The 24,096-nt window shown below is 69.9% G+C and carries 16 protein-coding genes; 3 read left to right on the top strand and 13 right to left on the bottom strand.

Features of this window, described 5'->3' with window-relative positions:
* Window positions 1–18 precede the first annotated feature (18 nt).
* The 3 genes from panC to CBM2594_RS13175 form a co-directional block, all read right to left on the bottom strand.
* Complete coding sequence (panC, locus tag CBM2594_RS13185; protein ID WP_116357215.1) at window positions 19–867, bottom strand: pantoate--beta-alanine ligase; 849 nt, start codon at window positions 865–867, stop codon at window positions 19–21.
* A gap of 138 nt (window positions 868–1,005) precedes the next feature.
* On the bottom strand, window positions 1,006–1,899 hold the full coding sequence (locus CBM2594_RS13180) for a segregation and condensation protein A (RefSeq protein ID WP_116357214.1): 894 nt from the start codon (window positions 1,897–1,899) through the stop codon (window positions 1,006–1,008).
* A gap of 43 nt (window positions 1,900–1,942) precedes the next feature.
* Window positions 1,943–2,134 carry a DUF3460 family protein gene (locus tag CBM2594_RS13175; RefSeq protein WP_018008060.1) on the bottom strand — a complete coding sequence of 64 codons (192 nt, stop codon included), beginning with the start codon at window positions 2,132–2,134 and terminating at the stop codon, window positions 1,943–1,945.
* A gap of 178 nt (window positions 2,135–2,312) precedes the next feature.
* Between CBM2594_RS13175 and CBM2594_RS13170 the strand changes: the two genes are divergently transcribed.
* From CBM2594_RS13170 to bamE, 3 genes are read left to right on the top strand one after another with little or no spacing between them, the layout of a single operon-like run.
* Complete coding sequence (locus CBM2594_RS13170; protein WP_116357213.1) at window positions 2,313–4,133, top strand: autotransporter assembly complex protein TamA; 1,821 nt, start codon at window positions 2,313–2,315, stop codon at window positions 4,131–4,133.
* The gene (locus tag CBM2594_RS13165) at window positions 4,133–8,290 is read left to right on the top strand and encodes a translocation/assembly module TamB domain-containing protein (protein WP_116357212.1); all 4,158 of its coding nucleotides are present in this window, start codon (window positions 4,133–4,135) and stop codon (window positions 8,288–8,290) included. The genes CBM2594_RS13170 and CBM2594_RS13165 overlap by 1 nt, the downstream gene beginning before the upstream one ends.
* 58 nt (window positions 8,291–8,348) lie before the next feature.
* Window positions 8,349–8,897: an outer membrane protein assembly factor BamE domain-containing protein gene (gene bamE, locus CBM2594_RS13160; RefSeq protein WP_116357211.1), complete on the top strand. Its 549-nt coding sequence runs from the start codon at window positions 8,349–8,351 to the stop codon at window positions 8,895–8,897.
* Between the two features lie 15 nt (window positions 8,898–8,912).
* Here the strand turns inward: bamE and CBM2594_RS13155 are convergent, their stop codons facing one another.
* The 10 genes from CBM2594_RS13155 to CBM2594_RS13110 all read right to left on the bottom strand — a co-directional run bounded on the left by CBM2594_RS13155 (window position 8,913) and on the right by CBM2594_RS13110 (window position 23,842).
* Entirely contained in the window at window positions 8,913–9,875 is a 963-nt protein-coding gene (locus CBM2594_RS13155) for an ABC transporter ATP-binding protein (RefSeq protein WP_116357210.1), read from the bottom strand.
* Between the two features lie 23 nt (window positions 9,876–9,898).
* The gene (locus tag CBM2594_RS13150) at window positions 9,899–10,945 is read right to left on the bottom strand and encodes an ABC transporter ATP-binding protein (protein WP_116357209.1); all 1,047 of its coding nucleotides are present in this window, start codon (window positions 10,943–10,945) and stop codon (window positions 9,899–9,901) included.
* Window positions 10,942–11,832 (bottom strand): ABC transporter permease, encoded by an 891-nt coding sequence (locus CBM2594_RS13145; protein WP_116357208.1) that lies wholly within the window; start codon window positions 11,830–11,832, stop codon window positions 10,942–10,944. Before CBM2594_RS13145 ends, CBM2594_RS13150 begins: the two co-directional genes overlap by 4 nt.
* The gene (locus CBM2594_RS13140) at window positions 11,825–12,736 is read right to left on the bottom strand and encodes an ABC transporter permease (RefSeq protein WP_116357207.1); all 912 of its coding nucleotides are present in this window, start codon (window positions 12,734–12,736) and stop codon (window positions 11,825–11,827) included. The genes CBM2594_RS13145 and CBM2594_RS13140 overlap by 8 nt, the downstream gene beginning before the upstream one ends.
* 79 nt (window positions 12,737–12,815) lie before the next feature.
* On the bottom strand, window positions 12,816–14,423 hold the full coding sequence (locus CBM2594_RS13135; protein WP_116357206.1) for an ABC transporter substrate-binding protein: 1,608 nt from the start codon (window positions 14,421–14,423) through the stop codon (window positions 12,816–12,818).
* 59 nt (window positions 14,424–14,482) lie between these two features.
* Window positions 14,483–15,271, bottom strand: coding sequence for an IclR family transcriptional regulator (locus CBM2594_RS13130; protein ID WP_116357205.1), 789 nt, complete (start codon window positions 15,269–15,271; stop codon window positions 14,483–14,485).
* Window positions 15,272–15,370: 99 nt separating this feature from the next.
* Window positions 15,371–17,104: an AMP-binding protein gene (locus CBM2594_RS13125; RefSeq protein WP_116357204.1), complete on the bottom strand. Its 1,734-nt coding sequence runs from the start codon at window positions 17,102–17,104 to the stop codon at window positions 15,371–15,373.
* A 46-nt stretch (window positions 17,105–17,150) separates the two neighbouring features.
* Window positions 17,151–20,486, bottom strand: coding sequence for an acetyl-CoA carboxylase family protein (locus tag CBM2594_RS13120; RefSeq protein WP_116357203.1), 3,336 nt, complete (start codon window positions 20,484–20,486; stop codon window positions 17,151–17,153).
* A 359-nt stretch (window positions 20,487–20,845) separates the two neighbouring features.
* A complete protein-coding gene (gene metG, locus CBM2594_RS13115; RefSeq protein WP_116357202.1) occupies window positions 20,846–22,906 on the bottom strand; it encodes a methionine--tRNA ligase in 2,061 nt (686 codons plus the stop codon).
* 288 nt (window positions 22,907–23,194) lie between these two features.
* A complete protein-coding gene (locus tag CBM2594_RS13110; RefSeq protein ID WP_116357201.1) occupies window positions 23,195–23,842 on the bottom strand; it encodes an OmpA family protein in 648 nt (215 codons plus the stop codon).
* Between the last annotated feature and the right edge of the window lie 254 nt (window positions 23,843–24,096).

Raw genomic sequence — 24,096 nt, 5'->3', positions numbered from 1 at the left:
CGGTCGCGCAAGCGCCGCTCAGATTTCCAGGTTGTCGATCAGCCGGGTCGCGCCCAGCTTGGCCGCGGTCAGGATCACCAGCGGCTCGCCGGCGAGGAATTCCTCGCGCGTCGGCGCCTGCAGGTCGACGCGCTTGCGGATCGCCACATAGTCCGGCTTCCAGCCGCGCTTGGCGAGCGATGCGCGGGCGCTGTCCTCCACCGCCAGCAGGTCGGCCGAGGCGCGGTCGCCGCCCAGCACGGTGTCGCGCACGTCGTGCAGGGTGCGGTACAGCACCGGCGCCTCGGCGCGCTCGTCCGGGCTCAGGTAGCGGTTGCGCGACGACAGCGCCAGGCCGTCTTCGGCGCGCACGGTTTCGGCGGGAATGATGTCGATCGGCAGCGCAAACTGCTGCACCATGCGGCGCACGATCATCAGCTGCTGGTAGTCCTTCTTGCCGAACACCGCCACGCGCGGCTGCGCGCACGAGAACAGCTTCATCACCACGGTGCACACGCCCTTGAAGAAGCCGGGGCGGAACTCGCCTTCCAGGATGTCGCCCAGGTCGTGCGGCGGCTCGACGCGGTATTCCTGGGGTTCGGGGTACATGTCGCGCTCGGACGGCGCAAACAGCACGTAGACGCCTTCGCTCTGCAGTTTTTCGATATCGTCCTGCAGCGTGCGCGGGTACTTGTCGAAATCCTCGTTGGGGCCGAACTGCAGGCGGTTCACGAAGATGGATGCCACCACCGGGTCGCCGTGCTGGCGCGCCAGGCGCATCAGCGACAGGTGGCCTTCGTGCAGGTTGCCCATGGTCGGGACGAAGGCCGCGCGGTTCTGGCCGCGCAGCTGGTCCCGCAGCTCTTGGATGGAGGAAATGACTTTCATCTGCCTTGGTGTGCTGGTCGTGTAGGGGTGACCCGGACGCCGGTCCGTCGCGGACCGCGCCTGCCGTGCCGGTCTGGGCCGGCTGTCGGCGGATTGTAGATCAACTGGGGCGGGGCTGGCCTCGGCGGTTCGGACGGGTCAGCTGGGGCTGTACGCCAATCGCACATAAATTGGCGCGAACGGCTCGGCCTGCGTGATTTCCACCAGCGCTTCGCGCGACAGCTCCAGCATGGCGATGAAGTTCACTATCACCACTGGCACGCCCTTGCCGGAGCGCACCGCGTCCTCGAAGAGTTCAGAGAACTCCATGAAGCGCGCATGCTGCAGCCGGCGCAGGATCTGGCTCATGTGCTCGCGCACCGACAGTTCCTCGCGCGAGATCTTGTGGTGCTGGTTCAGCTTGGCGCGCTTGAGCACGTCGGCCCAGGCCGCCTGCAGGTCCACGGTTTCCACCTCGGGAAAGCGCGGCGCCAGGCTCTGCTCGATATACACCTGCGAGCGCAGGAAGTCGCGGCCCAGCTGCGGCACGGTGTCCAGGCGCTGCGCGGCCAGCTTCATCTGCTCGTATTCCAGCAGGCGGCGCACCAGCTCGGCGCGCGGGTCCTCGGCTTCGTCGTCGCTGTCGGCCTTCTTGACCGGCAGCAGCATGCGCGACTTGATCTCGATCAGCATCGCCGCCATCAGCAGGTATTCCGCCGCCAGCTCCAGGTTGGTCTTGCGGATCTGCTCGATATACGACAGGTACTGCCGCGTGACCTGCGACATCGGGATGTCGAGCACGTTGAAGTTCTGCTTGCGGATCAGGTACAGCAGCAGGTCCAGCGGGCCTTCGAAGGCTTCGAGGAAGATCTCGAGCGCGTCCGGCGGGATGTAGAGGTCCTGCGGCAGCTTGAACAGCGGCTCGCCGTACAGGCGCGCGAACGCCATCCCGTCGACCATGTCGGCGGGGCCGGCCGGGCCCGCGGCGGCAGCGGGCGCCACGGCGGGCAGCTCCACGGGCAGCGGCAGCTTGTCCTGGTCGGCTGCGCTCATGGGGCGGTCGGCTCGCGTTCTTTCTGGATGGGGGCGGCGGGAATCAGTTGTCCTGCGAGTAGACGTAGGGCTTCTGCGCCACGCGCGAAGCCTGGGCGCGGGCGCGCTCTTCGAGGTCGATCGGTGCCTTGTCCCACAGCAGGGCGCGGCCGTCGCGCTGCTCGGCCTCCAGCGTCGGGCGCTCTTGCTTGAGCTGCTTCAGGAACTGGGTGATATCGGATTCGTAGAGGGCCATGGTCAACCGTGGTGCACCCGTGCGGGCGCCAGATAGGTACAGTGGGCCATGATTTTACCGTATCGGCCCCCCGGGATGCACGCCGGACCGCAGGCGGGGGCCGCAACGCGTGGGAAAGTTCCGGGTGCGTGGCCGGGTGTGGTCAAATACCGACTTTGTATGTGTGGACAATTGGGCGATGCCGCAAGACACCGCTAACACCGCTGACTCGGCCGGCCGCGCCGCCTGGCACGCGGCCGCGCGCGCGCTGGCGGCGCTGGGCATGCTGCTTGGCGTGGTGCTGGGCCTGGCGGCGGCACCCGCACAGGCGGCCTACAAGGTCGAGGTCGAAGCGCCCAAGCCGATCCGCGAGATGCTGGAAGAGCACCTCGACCTGGCCCGCTACAAGGACCGCACCGACCTGTCGCAGGACCAGTTCGACTACATGGTCGAGACCGTCGGCGAGCAGGTGCGGGCCTTCACCTCCACCGAAGGCTATTTCGATCCGACCACCACCACCCGCGTCGAGGGCGAGGGCAACCAGCGCGTGGTCCACGTGGTGGTCGACCCCGGCGCGCGCACGCTGATCCGCAACGTCGACCTGCAGGTGACCGGCCCGGCCGCGACCCAGTCGCCCGAGCAGGTGGCGGAGATGAAGGCCAAGTGGGGCCTGCCCGCGGGCGAGCCGTTCCGCCAGGACGACTGGGACAAGGCCAAGGAAGACGCGCTGGTGACGCTGCAGAGCCACACCTACTACGGGGCGCGGCTGGCGGCGTCGCAGGCGCGGGTCGAGCCCGACGAGCTGCGCGCGGACCTGTCGGCGCACTATGCCAGCGGCCCGGCCTACCGGCTGGGCGCGCTCAAGGTCACGGGCACGCGCCGCTACCCGGAACAGATCATCTACAACGTCAACCCGCTCAACGAGGGCGAGCCGTACCGGGTCGAGCGGCTGCTGGAATTGCAGCGCGCGATCCAGAACCAGCCGTATTTCTCCAACGTGCTGGTCGACCTGGAACCGCCGCCGGATGCCGACCAGGCGCCGGACGGCGTGGTCACCGCGCCGGTGTCGGTGCGCGTGCGCGAATATCCGGTGCACCGGCTCAACAGCGGCGTCGGCTTTACCACCGATACCGGCGCGCAGGTCGAGGGGCGCTATTCCTACTACAACCTGTTCAACCGCGCCTGGACCTTCGATTCGCAGGCGCGCATCGAACAGAAGCGTTCCTACCTGTTTGCCGAGGCGGCGATGCCGCCGTCGCGCGGGGCCTACCGCAACAGCGTCTACAGCAGCTACGAGCGCACCATCGATATCGAGAACACCGACACCACCAGCCTGCGCGCCGGCCTGAAGCGCTCGCGCTCGCGCGAGAAGTACGACGTCACGATGTCGCTCGATTTCTACTACGACAAGCTGCTGCCGGTGGGCCAGGCCAGCCAGATCAGCAAGGCGCTGGTGCCGGCCTTTGCCTGGACCCGGCGCGATGTCGACAACCCGGTGTTCCCGCGCCGCGGCAACGTGATCAGCACCCAGATCGGCGTGGCCGCCCAGAACCTGCTCAGCGATGCCACTTTCCTGCGGCTGTACGGCCGGATCCGCCAGTACGTGCCGGTCGGCAAGCGCGACCTGGTGGTGGCGCGCCTGGAGCTGGGCGCCGACCTCAGCGGCGACAGCGCCAGCAAGATCCCGGCGACGCTGCGCTTTCGCGCCGGCGGCACCGATTCGATCCGCGGCTACAGCTACCAGTCGATCGGCACGCCCAGCGGCGCCAGCGTGCTGCCCGCCAAGTACCTGGCCACCGGCAGCCTGGAGTACCAGTACTGGTTCAAGCCGGACTGGGGCGTGGCGGTGTTCTGGGATGCCGGCACCGCCGCCGACAACCTGCGCGGCGTGACCATCTACAACGGCGTGGGCGTCGGCGTGCGCTGGCGCACGCCGGTGGGCCCGCTGCAGCTCGACGTGGGCTACGGCATCCAGGAGCAGCAGTTCCGGCCGCATATCTCGCTGGGGGTGGCGTTCTGATGAACGTGCACGACTTGCCTTCCGTGCCCGGCGGCGGCGACCAGGCGCCGCCGCCCTCCGCTCCGGCGCCGCGCAAGCGCCGGCGGCTGTGGCGCGCGCTGGGCTGGCTGGCCGGCATCGTGCTGTTGCTGGTGGTGGTGCTGGCGGCTGCCGGCGTGGTGGCGCTGCGCACCGAGACCGGCACGCGGCACCTGTGGACGCTGGCCACGCGGCTGTCCGCCGGCATGCTCAGCGGCCGCCTGGAGGGCGGCACCGTGGCGCACGGGCTGCGCCTGCGCGACGTGGTGTTCGCCAGCGGCCAGACCCGCGTCACCGTCGACCGCGTCGACGGCAGCTGGAACCTGAGCTGGCAGCCGCGGCGGCTGCATGTGCAGTGGCTGCGCATCGGCAAGGCCGAGGTGCGGCTGGGCCCGTCCGAGCCCAGCACCGCGCCGATGCAGAAGCCCGCATCGCTCGAACTGCCGCTGGCCATCGATGTCGATACGCTGACGCTCGAGCGCCTGGCGCTGCTGCAGGGCCAGGCGCCGACGGCCGAGCCGATGGTGTTCAGCAACCTGGCGGGCGCGCTGCACAGCGACGGCCAGCGCCACCGTGTCAGCGTGGACAAGCTGGAAACCCCTTACGGCAAGCTCGCCGCCAACGCCCAGCTGGGCGCCGCCGCGCCGTTCGCGCTCAGCGCCGAAGCGCTGCTGGAAAGCAGCTGGCAGGATGAGGCCTTCGCCGTCAATGCCACCGCCAACGGCAATCTCGACGCGCTGCGCGCCGAGGTGCAGGCCAGCGGCGACCGCATCCACCTGCGCGCCGGCGCCGACCTGACGCCGTTCGGCAAGGTCCCGTTCACGCACCTGCTGGTCGATGGCGACCGCATCAACCCGCGCCTGTTCAATCCGTCGGCGCCGCACGCCAACCTGACCGTGCATGCCGAGCTGCGGCCGGTGGATGGCGCGGCGGCTGGCGGCGGTGTGCCGCCCGCGGCGGCTTCGGCGCCGGCTGCATCGGCGCCATCGCCGCCATCGCCGCCATCGCCGGCATCTGCGCCTGCAGCGACGCGCGCTGCGGCGCCGCTGGCGGTCGCCGGCGAGATCGAGATCCGCAACCTCGAGGCCGGCCCGCTCGACCGCGAGCGGCTGCCGGTGCAATCGGTGCGCGCCCGCGTCGAACTGAGCGAGGCCGCGCAGGCGGTGTCGGACCTGCGCGTGGCGCTGCCGGGCAAGGGCGAGATTGCCGGCAGCGGTTCGCTGCGCGGCGGCCGCGGCGGCTTCGACCTGGATGTGCGCCGGCTGGACCCGGCGGCGCTGCATGGCTCGCTGACCAGCGCCAGCCTGTCGGGCCCGGTGGTGATCCGCATCGAGCCGGGCCGCCAGAGCGTGGCACTGGAACTGGCGGGCGGGCCGCTCAAAGTGTTTGCCGACGCCAGCATGGACGCCGAGACCGTGACCCTGGCCGCGCTGCGCGCCGTGGTCGGCACCGGCTTGCTGACCGCCGAAGGCAAGCTGGGGCTCAAGGACAAGCAGCCGTTCAGCTTCAAGGGCAAGCTGTCGGCGTTCGATCCCGCGCGCGTGGCAAAGGTGGCCGCGGGCCGGATCAACGCGGATTTCACCGCGACCGGCGAGCTCGCGCCGCAGCTGGGCGTGGCGCTGGACTTCGCCGTGCATGAAAGCGAATACGCGGGCCTGCCGATGACCGGCGGCGGCAAGCTGCGCCTGGCGGGCGAGCGGCTGTTGCCGAGCGAGGCCGCGCTCAGCATGGCCGGCAACCAGGCCAGCCTGCGCGGCAGCTTCGGCGCGCGCGGCGATGCGCTGAAACTCGCGGTCGATGCGCCGCAGCTGGAGCGGCTCAAGTTCGGCGTCGCCGGCAAGCTCAGCCTCGATGCCACCATCACCGGCACGCTGAAGAAACCCGAGGTGGTCGCCGACTACAACGCGCAAACGCTGGAAGTGGGACCGCACAAGCTGGCCAGCGCCAGCGGCCGCGCCGAAATCCGCGGCGGGCTGGACGGCCCGCTGTCGGTGCAGCTGGCCGCGCGCGGCTACCGCGGCCCGCAAGCCAGCCTTGCCACCCTCGACGCCACCCTCACCGGCACTCAGGCCAGCCACAGCTTCGACGCCAAAGCGACCGGCAGCCTGAACCAGCGGCCCTTGCAGCTGGCGCTGGCGGGGCAGGGCGCGTGGCGCGGCAAGGACGGCTGGAACGGCACCATCCGCACGCTCGAAGAGCGCGGCACGCTCAACCTGCGCCTGGCCGCGCCGGCGCAGCTGCTGGTCGCCGACCAGCGCGTGCGCCTGGGCGCCACGCGCCTGCTGCTGGACCGCGCCACGCTGGCGATCGACAGCCTGGACTGGGACCACGGCCGCATCCGCAGCGCGGGCAGCCTCGACGGGCTGCAAGTGGCGCGCGTGCTGGAACTGATGGAAACCATCACCGGCGAGCGCCCGCCGGTGCGTTCCGACCTGGTCATCGACGGCCGCTGGAACCTGGCGCTGGCCGAGACCGCGACCGGGTTTGCCGAACTGCGCCGGCGCAGCGGCGACATCTCGGTCAACGCGGGCCGGGGCTTCACCACGCTCGGCCTGGGCGAGACCAGCCTGCGCGCCGACGCCGGCGGCAACCGCATCGCGCTGCGCGGCGGCATGGTGTCGGGCCGCATCGGCAAGGTGGTGGTCGATGCCTCGGCCGGGCTGGTGCAGGAGCAGGGGCTGCAGACCGTGGGCCCGGCGTCGACGCTGGGCGGCACCGTCACCGTCGACGTGCCGCGGCTGAAGTCGCTGGAAGCGCTGACCGGCCCGCAATACGCCTTCGACGGCCGCCTGGCGGCGGCGATGCGGCTGGCGGGCACGGTGGCGGCGCCGCTGCTGACCGGCACCATCGATGGCGACAACCTCGCGGTCACGCTGTACGACCAGGGGCTGCGCCTGACCGACGGCACCGTGCGCGTGGTGCTGGACCAGAACACGGTCGAGCTCAGGCAGGTGGAATTCCACGGCGGCGACGGCAAGCTCACCGCCACCGGCAATATCAAGCTGGGCGAGGCCGATCCCAACCTGACCGGCAGGATCGTCGCCGACAAGCTGCAGCTGTTTGCCAGCCCGGAACGCACGCTGGTGGTGTCGGGCGATGCCAGCATCGCCAACGAGAACAAGCAGGTGGTGATCCGCGGCAAGTTCCGCGTCGACCGCGCGCTGTTCGACCTGCCCAAGGCCGGCGCGCCGGTGCTGGGCGACGACGTCGTGGTGATCCGGCGCAAGGACCAGCGCGCGGTCAAGACCGCCGCCACGCAGATGCCGGAAAGCAAGCCCGCCAGCCGCTTCAGCCCGGTGATCGACCTGACCGTCGACCTGGGCAACAACTTCCGCTTCCGCGGCGCGGGCGCGGACCTGCTGCTGGCCGGGCAGATGGGCGTGAAGAGCGAGCCGCTGGCGCCGATGAAGGCGACCGGCACGGTGCGCGTCACCGACGGCACCTACGAGGCCTTCGGGCGCAAGCTGGACATCGAGCGCGGCATCATCAACTTCAACGGCCCGATCGACAATCCGAACATGAATATCCGCGCCATGCGCCGCAACCAGGAAGTCGAGGCCGGCGTCGAGGTCACCGGCACGGTGCGGCTGCCGCGCGTGCGGCTGGTGTCCGAGCCCAACGTGCCCGACGAAGACAAGCTGTCGTGGCTGATGTTCGGCTACGGCGCGGAAAGCGCGGGTGCCGGGCAGCAGCGCCAGCTGAGCGGCTCGGCGCTGGGCGGCGCCGCGCTGGGGCTGATCGGCGGCAAGGCCGGCAAGGGCATCGTCTCGCATTTCGGCATCGACGAATTCTCGATCGGGCCCAGCACCGCGGGCCTGAACGACCAGCAGGTGGTCAGCGTGGGCAAGGCCATCACCGACCGCATGTCGGTGGGCTACGAGCAGAGCCTGACCTCGGCCTCGAACGTGGTGAAGCTGAGCTGGCAGTTCTCGCGGCGCTGGTCGCTGATTGCCAAGGGCGGCTCCATCAACGGTTTGTCGGTCTTGTTCAACCGCCGCTTCGACAGCTGGGCCACCCTGTTTACCGGGGCCCCGAATCGCGGCACCAGGAGGAGCCAGCAGGATGAAAGCCAGCCACTCGACCCCGAAAGCGCCGCACAGGCGGCCTCGGCCGCGATCGCCGAACCGGTGCGCCGCTGAATCCCCTTCGACGTACTTCCCTTCGACCTTTGCCGCGTCGCCGCGACGCCTTGCCGCCATGGGACTGATTGCCTCGATGCTCGCGCTGTTCGGCTGCGACCAGCAGAAGGTCGACGAAGCCATGAAGAAGGCGGGCGAGACCGCCCGCAACACCTGGAACGCGATCAAGCCCGACAGCGAGCTGTTCAAGGGCATCGTGCCGGGCCAGTCGACCGAGGAAGACCTGCGCCGCCAGGCCGGCAAGCCCGAGATCGTCTGGGAAGAAGCCAACGGCGGGCGCCGGCTGGAATATCCGCGCGGCCCCGAGGGTACCACCACGTGGATGGTCACCATCGGCGCCGACGGCAAGGTGGCGAAGATCGAGCAGGTGCTGTCGGCCGAGAACTTCGCCCGCGTGCGCGCCGGCATGAGCAAGGACGACATCCGCCGCCTGCTGGGCAAGCCCACCAGGGTCGAGGCGTTCAGGCTGAAGCAGGAAGAGGTGTGGGGCTACCGCTGGATGGAGACCTCGACCGACAAGGCCTTCTTCAACGTGCATTTCAACAGCGACGGCACCGTCACCACGACCTCGCGCAGCGACGATCCGTCGCGAATGCAGGGCGGCTGACGCACGCGCCCGCCTTCACTGCAGCAAGTGGCAGGCGGCCTGGTGCGGCGGTGCGGCGGTGCCGGCGCCCGGGTCCAGCCGCCGCATGCGCGGCGCCTCGGCGGCGCACGCCGGCAGCGCGTGCGGGCAGCGCGGATGGAACTTGCAGCCCGGCGGCGGGTGCAGCGCCGAGCCGATATCGCCCAGGATCAGCCCTTCCGCGGGCTGGTGGTCCGGGTCGGGCCGCGGCGCCGAGCCCAGCAGCGCCTGCGTGTAGGGATGGCGCGGCGCGCCGAAGACCGCGGCGCTGGGCCCGCTTTCGGCCATATTGCCCAGGTACATCACCCCCACCGCCGAGCTGAAGTGCTCCACCAGCGCCAGGTCATGGGCGATCACCACGTAGGCCAGCCCGAAGCTGCGCTGGATCTCCGCCAGCAGGTTGATGATCTGCGCGCGGATCGACACATCCAGCGCCGAGGTCGGCTCGTCCAGCACCAGCAGCCGCGGCCGCAGCGCCAGCGCGCGCGCCACCGCGATGCGCTGGCGCTGGCCGCCGCTGAACTCGTGCGGGTACAGGTCGAGCGCGCCGGGCGGCAGGCCGACGATCTCCAGCAGCTCGAGCAGCCGTGCCCGCAGCGCGGCGCGGTCGCCGCCCTGGCCGTGCGCCAGCAGCGGCTCGGCCAGCAGCATGCTGACCTTGAGCCGCGGGTTGAGCGACGACGACGGGTCCTGGAACACCGCCTGCACCTGGCGCCGGTAGCCCAGCACGCCCTTGCGGTCCAGCGCCAGCACGTCCTGGCCGTCGAAGCGGATGGCGCCGGCGCTGGGCCGCTCGAGCAGCAGCAGCTGGCGCGCGATGGTGGTCTTGCCGCAGCCGGACTCGCCCACCAGCGCAAAGGTCTGGCCGGCATCGACGGCAAAGCTGACGCCGTCGACGGCGCGCACGGTGCCGCCGCGCGTAGGGAAATGCTTCTGCAGGTCCTGCACTTCAAGCAGCATGGCGTCTCCTGGCGTGCGCTGTCTCAGCCGGCCGAGGCCAGCCAGCAGCTGACCTTGTGGCCGGACTCGAGTTCGATCTCGGGGGGATAGGCGTCGTCGCACAGCGGCTTGCGGTGCGGGCAGCGCGCCGCGAAGCGGCAGCCGTGCGGCGGGTCGACCAGGCTGGGCGGGCTGCCCGGGATCGCGTACAGCCGCTCGCGCCGGTCGCCGAAGCGCGGGATGGCCTGCAGCAGCGCCTGCGTGTAGGGGTGGGCGGGGCGCTGGTACAGCGTGCGCACGTCGCCGGTCTCGACGATGCGCCCGGCGTACATCACCGCGACCCGGTGGCAGATGCTGGCCGCCACGCCCAGGTCATGCGTGATCAGGATGATGCCGACGCCGGTCTGCGCCTGGATCTTGCGGAACAGCGCCATGATCTGCACCTGGATGGTCACGTCCAGCGCCGACGTCGGCTCGTCGGCCACCAGCAGCCGCGGCGCGCTGGCGATGGCCATGCCGGTCACCACGCGCTGGCGCATGCCGCCGCTGAACTGGTGCGGATAGTCGTCGAGCCGGGTCTCGGGCGAGGGGATGCGCACGCTGTCCAGCACCTGCACCACCTGGCGCCGCCGGTCCGCGCGGCTGTCGGCGAGGCCGTGGTAGTGCAGCGGCGCGCCGACCTGGTCGCCGACCGTGAACACCGGGTTCAGCGAGGTCAGCGGGTCCTGCGAGATCATCGCGATCTTGCGGCCGCGGTACTGCGTGCTCAGGGTCTTTTCCGGCAGCTGCAGCAGGTCCACGCCATCGAGCAGCACCTGGCCGCCCAGGCGCACGCCGCCCTGGCGCGGCAGCAGGCGCAGGATCGACAGGATGGTCATGGACTTGCCCGAGCCCGACTCGCCCACCACGCCCAGGGTCTCGCCCTGGTTCACGTGCAGGTCGACGCCGTCGACGGCGCGCACCACGCCGCGGCGCAGCTCCAGGTGCGTGGTCAGGCCCCGCACCGACAGCATCGGCGCGCCGCGGGCAGCAGCGTCCGGCGCGGGCGCCGGCGCGGGGCGTTGGGTCACGTGCGGGTCCGGCGTGCTCATAGCTGCCTCCGTTTCGGGTCGAAGTGGTCGCGCAGCCAGTCGCCCAGCAGGTTGGACGCCAGGCAGGTCGCCATGATGGCCAGCCCCGGCATGGTGATGGCCCACCACGCATTGGTGATGTAGTTGCGCGCATCGGCCAGCATCAGGCCCCACGACACGTCGGGCTGCTGGATGCCCAGGCCGAGAAAGCTCAGCGAGGCCTCGAAGATGATCACCTGGCCCACCTGCAGCGTGGCCAGCACCAGCAGCGTGTTGAACAGGTTGGGCAGCAGGTGGCGGCGGAAGATGGTGAGCGTGCCGCAGCCCGCCACGCGCGCCAGCGCCACGTAGTCGCGCTGCTTGAGCGACATCACCTCGCCGCGCACGATGCGCGCGTACCAGGTCCAGTAGGTCACCACGATCACCAGCACCACGGTATTGAAGCCCGGGCCCAGCACCGCCGCCAGCACCAGCGCCAGCGCCAGCGCGGGAATCGACATCTGGATGTCGACCAGCCGCATGATCAGCGCGTCCAGGCGCCCGCCGAAATAGCCGGCCAGCATGCCTGCGGCGGTGCCGATGCCGCCCGAGATCAGGATCGCGTACAGCGCCACCACCAGCGAGATGCGGGTGCCGGCCATGATCCGCGTCAGCAGGTCGCGGCCCATGTTGTCGGTGCCGAGCGGATAGGCCCAGCTGCCGCCGGCCAGCCACGCCGGCGGCTGGAACGCCAGGCCCAGGTCGAGGCCGTTGGGGTCGTGCGGCAGCATCGCGTCGCCGCCGATGGCGCAGGCCAGCAGCAGCGGCAGCACCGCCAGCGCGAACCAGGGCAGGCCGCGCAGGTTGCGCCGCGCGCGCTTGCGCACCGGTGCCGCGGCGCCGGCGGGAGGGATGGCGATCTCAGGCATGGCGGATCCTCGGGTCGATCAGGCCGTAGCTCAGGTCGACCAGCAGGTTGGACAGCACGAACAGCACGGAGGTGAGCATCACGCCCGCCTGCACCACGGGAAAATCGCGCGCGAACACGGCTTCGACCACGGTGCGGCCAACGCCCGGCCAGGCGAAGATGACTTCGACCACGAAGGCGCCGCCCAGCATCGCCGCGAAGTACACGCCGAGGATCGTCACCAGCGGAATCGCCGCGTTGCGCAGCGCGTACTTCCAGATCAGCACGCGCTCGGGCAGGCCCATGGCGCGGCCCATGCGGATGTAGTCGCTGTCGAGCACATCGAGCATGGCCGAGCGCACCACGCGGGTCTGCGCCGCGACCGGATACCAGCCCAGCGCGATCGCCGGCAGCACCAGGCTGTTCCACGCGTCGCGCCCGAACGCCGGCAGCCAGTTCAGCTGCACCGCGAAGAACAGGATCAGCAGCAGGCCGACCCAGAAGTTGGGCATGGCCTGGCCGGCCATGGCGAAGACCTTGGCGAAGCGGTCGAACCACGAGCCGCGGTAGACCGCCGACAGCACCCCGAACGGCACCGCCATCGCGATCGAGAACGCCAGCGCAGCCAGCGCCAGCTCCACCGTCGCCGGCAGCCGCTCCAGGATCAAACCGAGCGCCGGCTCCTGCCAGCGGTAAGAGTTGCCGAAGTCGCCGGTGACGGCGTTGCGCAGGAACACCAGGTACTGCGCCACCAGCGGCTGGTCCAGGCCGAGATGCTGGCGGGTCTGTTCGATCACCTGTGGCGGCGCGTCGGCGGGCAGCAGCAGCGCCAGCGGGTCGCCGGACAGGCGCGAGATCAGAAAGATGATCACGCTCGCGCCAAGGATGCTGATCAGGCCGTGCAGCAGGCGTTTGGCAATGGGCATGGCAGGCTCCGTCGGAAAATCGTCAGCGGGGGTGCCGCGCCGGCACGCAGCGATGAATGCGGCCGGGCGCGGCGGCGCATCAGTGCTGCGGTTTCCAGCTGACTTCCTGGAACGAGCGCCAGTAGTCGCGGATCGGCCACGGCACGTAGTTGATCTTGTTGTCGCGCCAGGCAAAGGTCACCAGCGGGCGGTAGGTGGGCAGGCCGCCCAGCACGCGCTCATGCTTCAGGCGCGCAATCTGCTGCAGCAGCGCGCTGCGCGCGGCGGGGTCCATGGCCTGGCGCTGCTTCTCCAGCAGCGCATCGACTTCCGGGTCGCTGGTGTACGAGTACGTGCCCCAGCCGCCGCCGGGCTGGTAGCTGTGCAGGTGGCCGGACCACGCCAGGCCGGGATCGCCGGGCAGGCCCTGCGACCACATCCAGCTGAGCACGCCGTCCATCTCGGGCGGGCCCGAGCGCCCGCGCTTGCCCAGGCTGATCCACGCGCCGTACTCCAGGTTGCGCACCTGGCAGCGGATGCCCGCGGCGCTCAGGTAGGCGTACATGGCTTCGCCCACTTCCTTCACGCCCGGCTCGCGCGGCGTGGTGAGGTTGTAGCAGGGCGTGTCGAAGCCGTTGGGATAGCCCGCCTGCCTGAGCAGCTCGCGCGCGCGCTTGGGGTCGAAGGCATAGGGCTTGAGCGCGGGGTCGTAGCCGTTCGATCCCTTGCCCACCTGCGCGTAGCGCTCGCCCTGGCCGAACAGCACGCGCTTGATGATGGCGTCGACATCGATCGCATGCGCCGCCGCCTGGCGCACGCGCACGTCATTGAACGGCGACTTCGGCATCTGCGTGTTGAAGTTCAGGAACAGGTTGTTGCCGCTGACCAGCGTGACGGTCTTCACGCCCGGCATCTTCCTGAATTCCTCGACCATGGAAGGCGGCACGTTGTCGATGAAATCGACCTTGCCGGTCTTGAACGCCGCCACCCGGGTCAGGTCCTCGGGAATCACCTTGATGGTCAGTTCCTTGATGCCGGGGCGCTTCTCCTGGTTCCAGTAGCCGTCGAAGGCTTCCAGCTTCAGTTCGTCCTTGACCGTGCGCGAGACGAACTTCCATGGCCCGGTGCCGACCGGCTTCCTGGCGAACTCTTCTTCGCCGACCTTCTGGATGTACTTCTTGGGCATGGCCCACAGCTGCATGTTGCCGACCAGGAACTGCGCGTCGGGCTCCTTGAAATGCAGCTTGAAGCGGTGCGCATCGACGATCTCGAAGCGCTCGACCGACGACACATAGTGCGAGAAGAAGCTGCTCTTGGGATCGCGCTGGCGCTGCCACGAGAACTCGAGGTCCTCGGAGGTCAGCGGGTCGCCGTTGTGGAAGCGCACGCCCTTGCGCAGCTGCACGTCCAGCACCGGCTTGCCGTCCTTGCCGGTTTCCAGCTTCCAGCTCTGCGCCAGCCAGTTCTCGTCCTTGAGCGCGGCGTTGCGGCGCACCAGCATCTCGAAGATCTGGCCGACAAAGTAATGGTCGACCCCGGCCGAGATCTTGACCGGATCGAGCGTGGTCGATTCCGCGCCGAAGGCGACGGTAAGGCTGCCGGTGGCGGGCGCGGGCGCGGCGGCGTGCGCCGCGGGCACGATGGCCGCGGCGAGGATGCCGGCCAGCAGCCGGTGGCGGGCGGCGCGGGACAATGTCTTCACTTGCATGGTGCTCCTCCTGTTGCGCCGTCTCGTGGCGGCGCTGTGGGTGTGGACAACGGGCGCGCTCAGCGCGGGAAGCTGGTCTCGAGCTGGCGCACCACTTCCAGCAGGCGCGGCCGCACTTCCTCGAGCAGGAATGACGGCGACAGCCGGAACGACGGCCCGCCCACGTTGAGCGCCATGGGCGGCATGCCGTGGCCGGGCTCGAAGCCGCGCGCGATGCCGTTGACGTCGGGCTGCCATTCGCCCATCGAGCAGGTCACGCCCAGGCTGTGGTGGTCGGCCAGCGCCTGCTCGATGCCCCGGCGCAGCCGCGGCCAGGCCAGGTCGTCGACATCGCGCACCTGCTCCATGAAGGCTTGCCGCTCGGCGTCGGCGGCCACGGCCAGCCAGGCGCGGCCGATCGCCGAGGTGGCCACGGGAATGCGCGAGCCGGTATCGAGCGTCAGCGCAATCGCGGCGCTGCTGCGGCAATGCTCGACATAGATCATCGAGAAGCGGTCGCGCGTGCCCAGCGAGACCGTGCCGCCGGAGAAATCCGCCAGTTCCTGCATCAGCGGGCGCGCCACCTTGCGGATATCCAGCCGCGACAGCATGGCGCTGCCCAGCCGCAGGCAGGCCGTGCCCAGGCTGTACTGCTGGCTGCCCTCGGCGCGCGCCAGGTAGCCCAGCCGGGTCAGGGTCGAGGTCAGGCGCGAAACCGTGGACTTGGGCAGCTGGCAGCGCCGCGCGATTTCCTGGTTGCCCAGCGCGCGGTCGCTGGTGCGAAAGCACGCCAGCACTTCCAGCCCGCGCGCCAGCGCGGTGACGAAGTGGCGGTCTTCCCTGGTGGTGCCGGTGGATCGATCGTGCATGGCCGATGGCTCCGTGGTGGCTCCGTGGTGGCTCCGTCGTTGTGCCGGAGCGCGTGGCATCCTCGCCGGTGCTGCGGGACAGAAGGGCGGCGCCCGCGCTCAGCCGCCGGCCTCGGTATCCAGCAACGCCTGCAGTTCCACCTTGCGCACCTTGCCGGTGGCGGTCAGCGGGAATTCGGGCAGGATGCGGATCTCGGGCACCTTGTACACCGCCATCTGCTCCCGGCACCACGCGTGCAAGGCATCGGCGGTGGTGCCGTCGGCATGCTCGGGGCGCAGGCGGATAAAGGCCACCGGCACCTGGCCCTTGTCCGGGTCCGGGCGGCCCACCACGGCCGAGCCCAGCACCGCGGGGTGGCGCGACAGCAGCACTTCCAGCTCGGACGGGAACACGCTCATGCCGCGCACCTTCAGCATCTCCTTGCGCCGACCCAGGAAATGCAGGTAGCCGTCCTCGTCATACGCGCCGATATCGCCGGTGCGGAACCAGCCGTCGCGGAACACTTCTGCGTCGACGTCCGGGCGGCCCCAGTAGCCCTTGAACAGCGACGGCGTGCTGACCACGATCTCGCCTTCCTCGCCCACCGGCAGCACCGCGCCGGTGTCGAAGTCGCAGATCTTGATGCGCGTGCCCGGCACCGGCAGGCCGACGAAGACCGGGCGGCCGCGCAGGTCCATGTCGTCGGCCTGCATGCCGGTGGTGAAGGTGTCGCTGGTATGGGTCTCGGTCATGCCCCACGCGCCTTCGGCAATGATGCTGCCGGTCAGCGCATGCCAGCGCTGGCGGATGTCGGGCGTGATCTTGCGGATAAACGAGGCGGCGCGCGTATGCTGCAGCGAGCGCAGGTCGTAGCGGCCGCAATCGGGGTGGTTCATCAGCTCGACCGCGTTGTCGACCACGACGAAGGTGCGGTTGACGCGGTAGCGCTCGATCGCCGCCATCACCGCGACCGGGTCCCAGCGCGCCAGCAGCACCACGGTCGCGCCGCTGAAGATCGGGTAGATCAGCCCCAGGTTCTCGCCCGCGATCCAGAACATCGGCAGGAAGTTCAGCATCACGTCGTCCGAGCCCTCGGCCAGGCGCGCCGGGTCGACGCCGCCGGTCAGCGCATACGAGGCCGCCGCGGTGTACAGCATGTCGCGCTGCGTGTGCATGCATCCCTTGGGCAGGCCGGTGGTGCCGCCGGTGTAGTTGAGCGCGGCCAGCGCGTCGAGGTCGACCGGCGGCAGCGCCACCGGCGCGGTGTCGCGCAGCGCCTGCAGCAGGTCGATGGCGCCATCGACGGCCAGTGCCGGCGCGTCCAGCCCGGCCGGCAGCGGCAGCTCGGGCTGCGCCGGCAGCATGGCGCCGGCGCTGGTGGTGTAGACCGCCTGCAGCCGCGTCTGCGCGCGCACCGACATCAGCAGCGGCGCCAGCTGGTCCTGCACGATGATGGTGGTGGCGCCCGCATCGTTCAGTTCATAGACCAGCTCGTGCTCCTTGAACAGCGGGTTGACCGGCACATAGACCGCTCCCAGCTTCAGGATGGCGTAGAACACCACGTGGAACTGCGGGCAGTTGCCCATCATCACCGCGACGCGGTCGCCCGCGCCGACGCCGCGGCCCTTCAGCAGCGCGGCGCAGCGCTCGGACAGGTCGTCGAGCTCGGCGTACGTGACGGTGGTGCCGTACCAGACCAGCGCCGCATGGTCCGGGCGCTTGCGCGCCCAGGCGCGCAGGTAGTCGCCCAGCGGGACTTCGCCGTGGGGGTAGACCGGTGCATCGGGCAGGCCGGCGGGCCAGATCTTGCGATGCCGGGCTTCCAGGTCCGCGAAGAACGCCTGTTCGTTCATCTGCTGTCTCCTCTTGCTGTCGCTCTGGGGTTGCCTGCCGCCGCGCCTACCAGGCGTCGACGAAAGCGCGGATCGGCCGCTGGGATCGATGCGGGTCGGCGGCGCCGGCGTCGAGGCCGCTGACCAGCCACTGCCGGGTCGCGGCGGGATCGATCACCGCATCGAGCTCCAGCGCCGCCGCGGCGTTGATGGCATGGCCGCGTTCGTACATCTGCGCCACCAGCTGCTGGTACAGCGCATCGCGCTGCGGGCCGGCCGGCAGCGCTTCCAGCTCCTTGCGGAAGCCCAGCCGGACCGCACCCTCCAGCCCCATGCCGCCGAATTCGCCGGTCGGCCACGACACCGTGAAGCTGGGCGCGCGGAAGCCGCCCGCGGCCATCGCCATCGCGCCCAGGCCATAGCCCTTGCGCAGCACCACCGCCAGGAACGGCACGCGCAGCTTGGCGCCGATCACGAACATGCGCGACACATGGCGCACCTGCGCGCGGGCCTCGACCTCGGGGCCCACCATGAAGCCCGGCGTGTCGATCAGCGACACGATCGGCAGCCCGTGCGCATTGCACACCTGCATGAAGCGCGCGGCCTTGTCGGCGGCGTCGGCATCGATGGCGCCGCCAAGGTGGCGCGGGTTGTTGGCGAGGATGCCCACCGGCCGGCCCTCGATGCGCGCCAGCGCGGTGTGGATGCCGGTGCCGAAGCCCGCGCGCAGCTCCAGCACGCTGCCGACATCGGCCAGGCCGTCGATGGCGGCGCGGGTGTCGTAGACGCGCAGGCGGTTTTCCGGCACGACGTGGCGCAACGCCAGCGGGTCGGGCGCCTGCCATGCTTCGATGCGGCCCTGGAACATCGACAGGTAGTGCCTGGTGGCGGCCACGGCGGCGGCTTCGTCGTCGACCAGCAGGTCGGCCACGCCGTTGTGGTACTGCACCGCGGCCGGCCCGATGTCCTCGGGCCGGAACACGCCCAGGCCGCCGCCTTCGATCATGGCGGGACCGGCCATGCCGATATTGGCGTTGCGCGTGGCGATGATCAGGTCGCAGCAGCCCAGCAGCGCGGCGTTGCCGGCGAAGCAGCGCCCGGACGCAATGCCCACCACCGGCACTTCGCCGCTCAGCTCGGCGAACGCGCCGAACGACGGCTGGTACAGGCCGGCCACGGTGGGGAAGTCGACGTCGCCCGGGCGGCCGCCGCCGCCTTCGGCAAAGATCACCGTGGGCAGGCGGTTGCGCAGCGCCACTTCCAGGATGCGGTCGGTCTTGGTGTGGTTGCGCTTGCCCTGGGTGCCGGCCAGCACGGTGGCGTCGTAGGCCAGCACCGCGCAGCGCGCGCGTTCCGGCGCGAACAGGCTGCCGTTGACGGCGCCGGTGCCGGTGATCAGGCCATCGGCGGGGGTGTTGGCGATCAGGTCGGCCTCGCTGCGCCGGCTGGCCTGCGCCGCCACCGCCAGGCCGCCGTATTCGCGGAAGCTGCCGGCATCGCACAGGTCGTCGACGTTCTCGCGCGCGGTGCGCTGGCCGCGCGCATGGCGGCGCGCCACGGCCTCGGGGCGGGCCGCGTCGTACAGGAAGGCATGGCGGTCCAGCACGCGCTGCAGGTCGGGGCGGATCGCCGCGGGGTCGGCGCGTTCGGTGCCGGCGCCGGCATGCGCGCCGGCGTCGGCGGGCTCCAGCACCAGCATGACCTGGCCCTCGGCCACCTGCTCGCCGGAGGCGCTGCGCAGGTCGATCACGCGTCCGGCGCGCTCGGCCACGATGGCGTGTTCCATCTTCATCGCATCGAGCACCGCCACGGTCTGGCCGGCCCTGACCACGTCGTTCTCGCGCGCCAGCTCGATCACGCGGCCGTTCATCGGCGCGCGCACCGCGCACAGGCCTTCGCCGAGCTGTTCGTCGAAGCTGGCGCTGCTGGAAGTCGCCGCCACCGGCGCCGCGGCGGTGCCCGCCAGGGCGTGCCGGGCCGCATGCTGCGCGCCGATCTGCGCGGCACGTTCCAGCAGTGCGGGCAGCGCCGTCTCCATATAGCGGGTATGCACCTGCTGGCTGGCAAAGTCATCGCGCTCGGCCAGCGCGCGCAGCAGGTCCAGGTTGGTGGCGATGCCGGCGATATTGAACTCGGCCAGCGCGCGCTGCAGGCGCCGCACCGCGTCGGCGAAGTTATCGGTCGCCGAGGTCACGATCAGCTTGGCCAGCAGCGTGTCGTAGTGCGCGGACGGTGCATAGCCGGTATAGCCGTGGGTGTCGACGCGCACGTCCGGCCCGGTGGGCGGATCGAAGCGCTCCAGCCGGCCCTGCGCCGGCCGCGCCAGCCCCTTCGCGTCGGTGGCTTCGGCATTGACGCGCACCTGGATCGCATAGCCGCGCACGCGCGGCGGCTGCCGTGGGTCGAGGCCCAGCTCCGGCAGGCGCCGGCCCTGCGCCAGTCCCAGCTGGATCGCCACCAGGTCGACGCCGGTGACCTGCTCGGTGACGGTGTGCTCGACCTGCAGCCGCGGGTTGGCTTCGATAAAGACGAAGGGCAGCGCCGCGCCGTCGCGGCCGGCGCCGTGCTCGGGTTCCTCGACCAGGAACTCGAACGTGCCCAGGCTGCGATAGCGCGCCTCGCGCGCCAGCGTGCAGGCCGCATCGACGATGCGCTGGCGCAGCGCGGCATTTAGCGCCGGGCTGGGCGCGATCTCCACCACCTTCTGGAAGCGGCGCTGCAGCGTGCAGTCGCGCTCGCCCAGCGCGATCACGCTGTCGCCGTCGCCGGCGATCTGCACTTCGATATGGCGCGCGCGCGCCACCAGCCGCTCGGCGTAGATGGCATCGACGCCGAACGCAGAACGTGCCTCGGAGCGGCAGCGCGCATAGGCTTCGGGCAGGGCATCGCGCTCGCGCACCACGCGCATGCCGCGCCCGCCGCCGCCGCCGACGGCCTTGAGCACCACGCCGGCGCCGTCCTGCTCGTCGAAGAAGGCCGTCACCGCATCGAGCGTGGCGCCGCCGGGCGCGGCCGGCATCACCGGCACGCCGCAGCGGGCGGCCAGCGCCAGCGCGCGGCCCTTGTCGCCGAACAGGGCGAGCTGCTCGGGCAGGGGGCCGACAAAGACGATCTGCGCCGCCGCGCAGGCTTCGGCAAAGTCGGCGCGTTCGCTGAGAAAACCGTAGCCGGGGTGGATGGCGTCGCAGCCGGTGGCGCGCGCCGCGTCGATGATGGCGGCGATGTCGAGATAGGCGCCCGCGCCCTCGCCCTGCAGCGCGACGGCTTCGTCGGCAAGCAGGCGGTGCCGGCTGCCGGCGTCGTCGGTGGCGTAGACGGCCACGGTGGCGATGCCAAGGTCGCGCGCGGCGCGCTGCACGCGCAACGCGATCTCGCCACGATTGGCGATCAGGAGCTTCTTCACAAATGTCCCCTTCCATGCGAAGCGGCGGCGCGAGTGCGCAAGCGGGTTGCGCGGCCGGCTTCTTGTTTTTGTGGTTTGTGATTCTGCGAGGTGGAATCTACGCGGCTAGCCAGGGGGTCACAAGCGCGATGCGCCGGAACCATGTGTGCCATGCCGCGTGTGCATAGAGCCGGAGACAGCGGGGGGATTTGGCGCGGTCCTGTTCTGCATTGCAGAATTCAGGCGGCTGTGACGGGCAACGTGTCGTGCCCAAGGGGGTGAGGCGGTGATTCGCCGCGGAGGGGAAACCGCGGCACGGGCGTGCCGCGGCATGGCAGCCTCTCCCGCACTGCGGGAGAGGCTGCAGCAACATAAAACGATCAGCCGATGCGCATGCCCGGCACCGCGCCGCTGTGCGGCTCCAGGATGTACAGGCCGGGCGTGGCCTTCTCATCCGCGGCCGAGGCCGCCAGCACCATGCCTTCGGACACGCCGAACTTCATCTTGCGCGGTGCCAGGTTGGCCACCACCACGGTCAGCTTGCCCACCAGCTGCTCCGGCGTGTACGCCGACTGGATGCCGGAGAACACGTTGCGGGTGCGGCCTTCGCCCAGGTCCAGCGTCAGCTGCAGCAGCTTGTTCGAACCTTCCACCTTCTGGCATTCGACGATCTTCGCCACGCGCAGGTCGACCTTGGCGAAGTCGTCGATGGTGATGGTGTCGGCGACCGGCTCGATCGCCGGGCCGGCGGCGGCCGGTGCCGCGGTTGCCTGCAGCGATTCGCGGTTGGCGGCCAGCAGCGCGTCGACCTGTTTGGCATCGACGCGCGTCATCAGGTGCTGGTAGGGCTGCACCGGGCTCGCGGCCGACAGTTGCTGGTCGATCGCGCGCCAGTCCAGCGGCGCGACGTTGAGGAAGCGCTCGACGCCGGCGGCGACGTTGGGCACCACCGGCTTCAGGTAGATCGTCAGCAGGCGGAACGCCTCCAGCGAGACCGAGCACGCCGCATGCAGCGCCGCGCGCTTGCTGTCGTCCTTGGCCAGTTCCCACGGTTTTTCGGTATCGACGAAGGCGTTGACCGCGTCGGTCAGCTCCATCACCAGGCGCAGCGCCTTGCTGTACTCGCGGCTTTCATACAGGTGCGCCACCTGCGGCGCGGCCTGGCGCAGCTGCTCCAGCAGCGGATGCGCCAGCGCGGCTTCGTCGACCTTGCCTTCGAAGCGCTTGACCAGGAAGCCCGCGGCGCGGCTGGCGATGTTGACGTACTTGCCGATCAGGTCGCTGTTCACGCGCGCGATGAAGTCGTCGAGGTTCAGGTCGAGGTCTTCCATGCTGGCGTTGAGCTTGGCGGCGAAGTAGTAGCGCAGCCACTCCGGGTTCATGCCGGTGTCGATATAGCTCTGCGCGGTGATGAAGGTGCCGCGCGACTTGCTCATCTTGGCGCCGTCGACGGTCAGGAAGCCGTGGGCGAACACGTTGGTCGGGGTGCGGTAGCCCGAGAAGCGCAGCATCGCCGGCCAGAACAGCGTGTGGAAGTACAGGATGTCCTTGCCGATGAAGTGGTACTGCTCGGCGGTCGAGTGCGGGCCGACCCAGGCGTCGAAGTCGATGCCGCGCTGCTGCGCCAGGTTCTTGAAGCTGGCGTAGTAGCCGATCGGGGCGTCCAGCCACACGTAGAAGTACTTGCCCGGCGCGCCCGGGATCTCGAAGCCGAAGTAGGGCGCATCGCGCGAGATGTCCCAGTCGGACAGGGTCGAGGCCTCGCCCTCGGCGCCCAGCCATTCCTGCATCTTGTTGGCGGCTTCGGGCTGCGCCAGGTCGGCCACCCACTCGCGCAGGAAGCTCTCGCAGCGCGGGTCGGACAGCTTGAAGAAGTAATGGGCCGACGACTTGCGCACCGGCGTGGCGCCGGACACCACCGAGTAGGGGTTCTTCAGGTCGGTCGGCACGTAGGTGGTGCCGCAGACCTCGCAGGAATCGCCGTACTGATCCTTGGCGCCGCACTTGGGGCACTCGCCCTTGATGAAGCGGTCGGGCAGGAACATGCTCTTGACCGGGTCGTAGAACTGCTCGACCTCGCGCTCGGCGATCAGGTCTTCGGCCTTCAGCGCCAGGTAGATCTTCTCGCACAGCTCGCGGTTTTCCTCGGCGTCGGTGCTGTAGTAGTTGTCGAACGACACCAGGAAGCTGTCGAAATCGCGCTTGTGCTCGGTCCAGACGCGGTCGATCAGCTGCTTCGGGGTGATCCCTTCTTTCTCGGCACGCAGCATGACCGGGGTGCCGTGGGTATCGTCGGCACCGACGTAATAAACCTCGTTGCCCATCATGCGCTGGAACCGCACCCAGATATCGGTCTGGATGTACTCCACCAGGTGGCCGATATGGATCTGGCCGTTGGCGTAGGGCAGGGCGGATGTGACGAGGATGCGACGTGCGGTCATAAACAGGAGCCGGTCAGGAGCGGGGAAATCAGGGGGGACGGCGCCAGCCAGCAGGGGCGGGCGCGTGCCGGGAAGGGGCTATTTTAGCAACTGGCCGGACGCCGCGCGCCGGTTCCGCATCGCGGAAGGGACGGGGCTCCGGTTGCGTGCGGGCAAAAAAAAGCGCCGGTCAGAGCCGGCGCAGCTTTCCACAACGGAAAAGGAGGAGAAATCAGGTACCGCCCGGGAGGTCAGCCACCCATCGCGAGCCAGCAACGGTGGCAAGCGGCACCTGTTTCTATGACAGGGTCACCCTTGAATTGGTTTCAAAAAAATTTCGACGCGGCGATTTTGTGCCCGTCCGGCCTCGGTCCCGTTGTCCGCGACCGGCTGGCTTTGGCCGCGGCCTTCGGCTGTCAGGCGGTTGCGTGCGACGCCCCGGTCACCCAGATATCCGGCCACGCTCTGGGCGCGGCGCTGCGACAGCTGCATGTTGTAGTTGGGGTTGCCGGTGCTGTCGGTATGGCCCACCACGTTGGCGCTGACGTCCTGGTGCTGGCCCAGGGTCTGCGCGACCTGGTCGAGCACCGAGCGGAACGACGGCTTGATGGTGGCGCTGTCGGTGTCGAAGGTGACCTGGCTGGGGATGTTGACCTTCAGCGAACCGTCCGGCTGCTCGGTGATCTGGGTGCCCGTGCCCGCGGTGTCCTTGTTCAGCTTGCCGCGGATCGCGTTCCAGTTGTAGCCGGTGGCGCCGCCGATGGCACCGCCGACGGCCGCGCCCACCAGCGTGCCGGTGGTGTTGCCGCCGATCAGGTTGCCAAGCCCCGCGCCGACCGCGGCGCCGACGCCGGTACCGACCGCCGTATGGGTTTGCTGTTCGGTGGCGCAGCCGGCGGCCAGCAGCGTGGCGGCGGCGAGCGAAACGAGCGAAACGGTAGCGAGCTTGATCTTCATGCTTTCTCCTTCTGATGTTCCCGTAAATGTTCTTGGTACCGCATCGCGATGGTAACGCCAAGGCGCAAGCGGCAGGTAACCCATGGTGCGCGTCGGCCAGGCCGGGCGGCACCGCTTGCGGTGTCGAACATGCCGGGCCGTCCAACCGCACTACAATATGGATATGGCGGCGCGCGCACAAGTGCAAGCTTGTGAGATTTGTAATTGTCTGTAATCCCCCACCCCACAGAGGGGATTGCGCGCGGATTACCGTC

The sequence above is a fragment of the Cupriavidus taiwanensis genome (assembly GCF_900249755.1).
GTDB classification, from domain to species: domain Bacteria; phylum Pseudomonadota; class Gammaproteobacteria; order Burkholderiales; family Burkholderiaceae; genus Cupriavidus; species Cupriavidus taiwanensis_D.
This window is presented reverse-complemented; position numbering and strand designations above follow the sequence as displayed.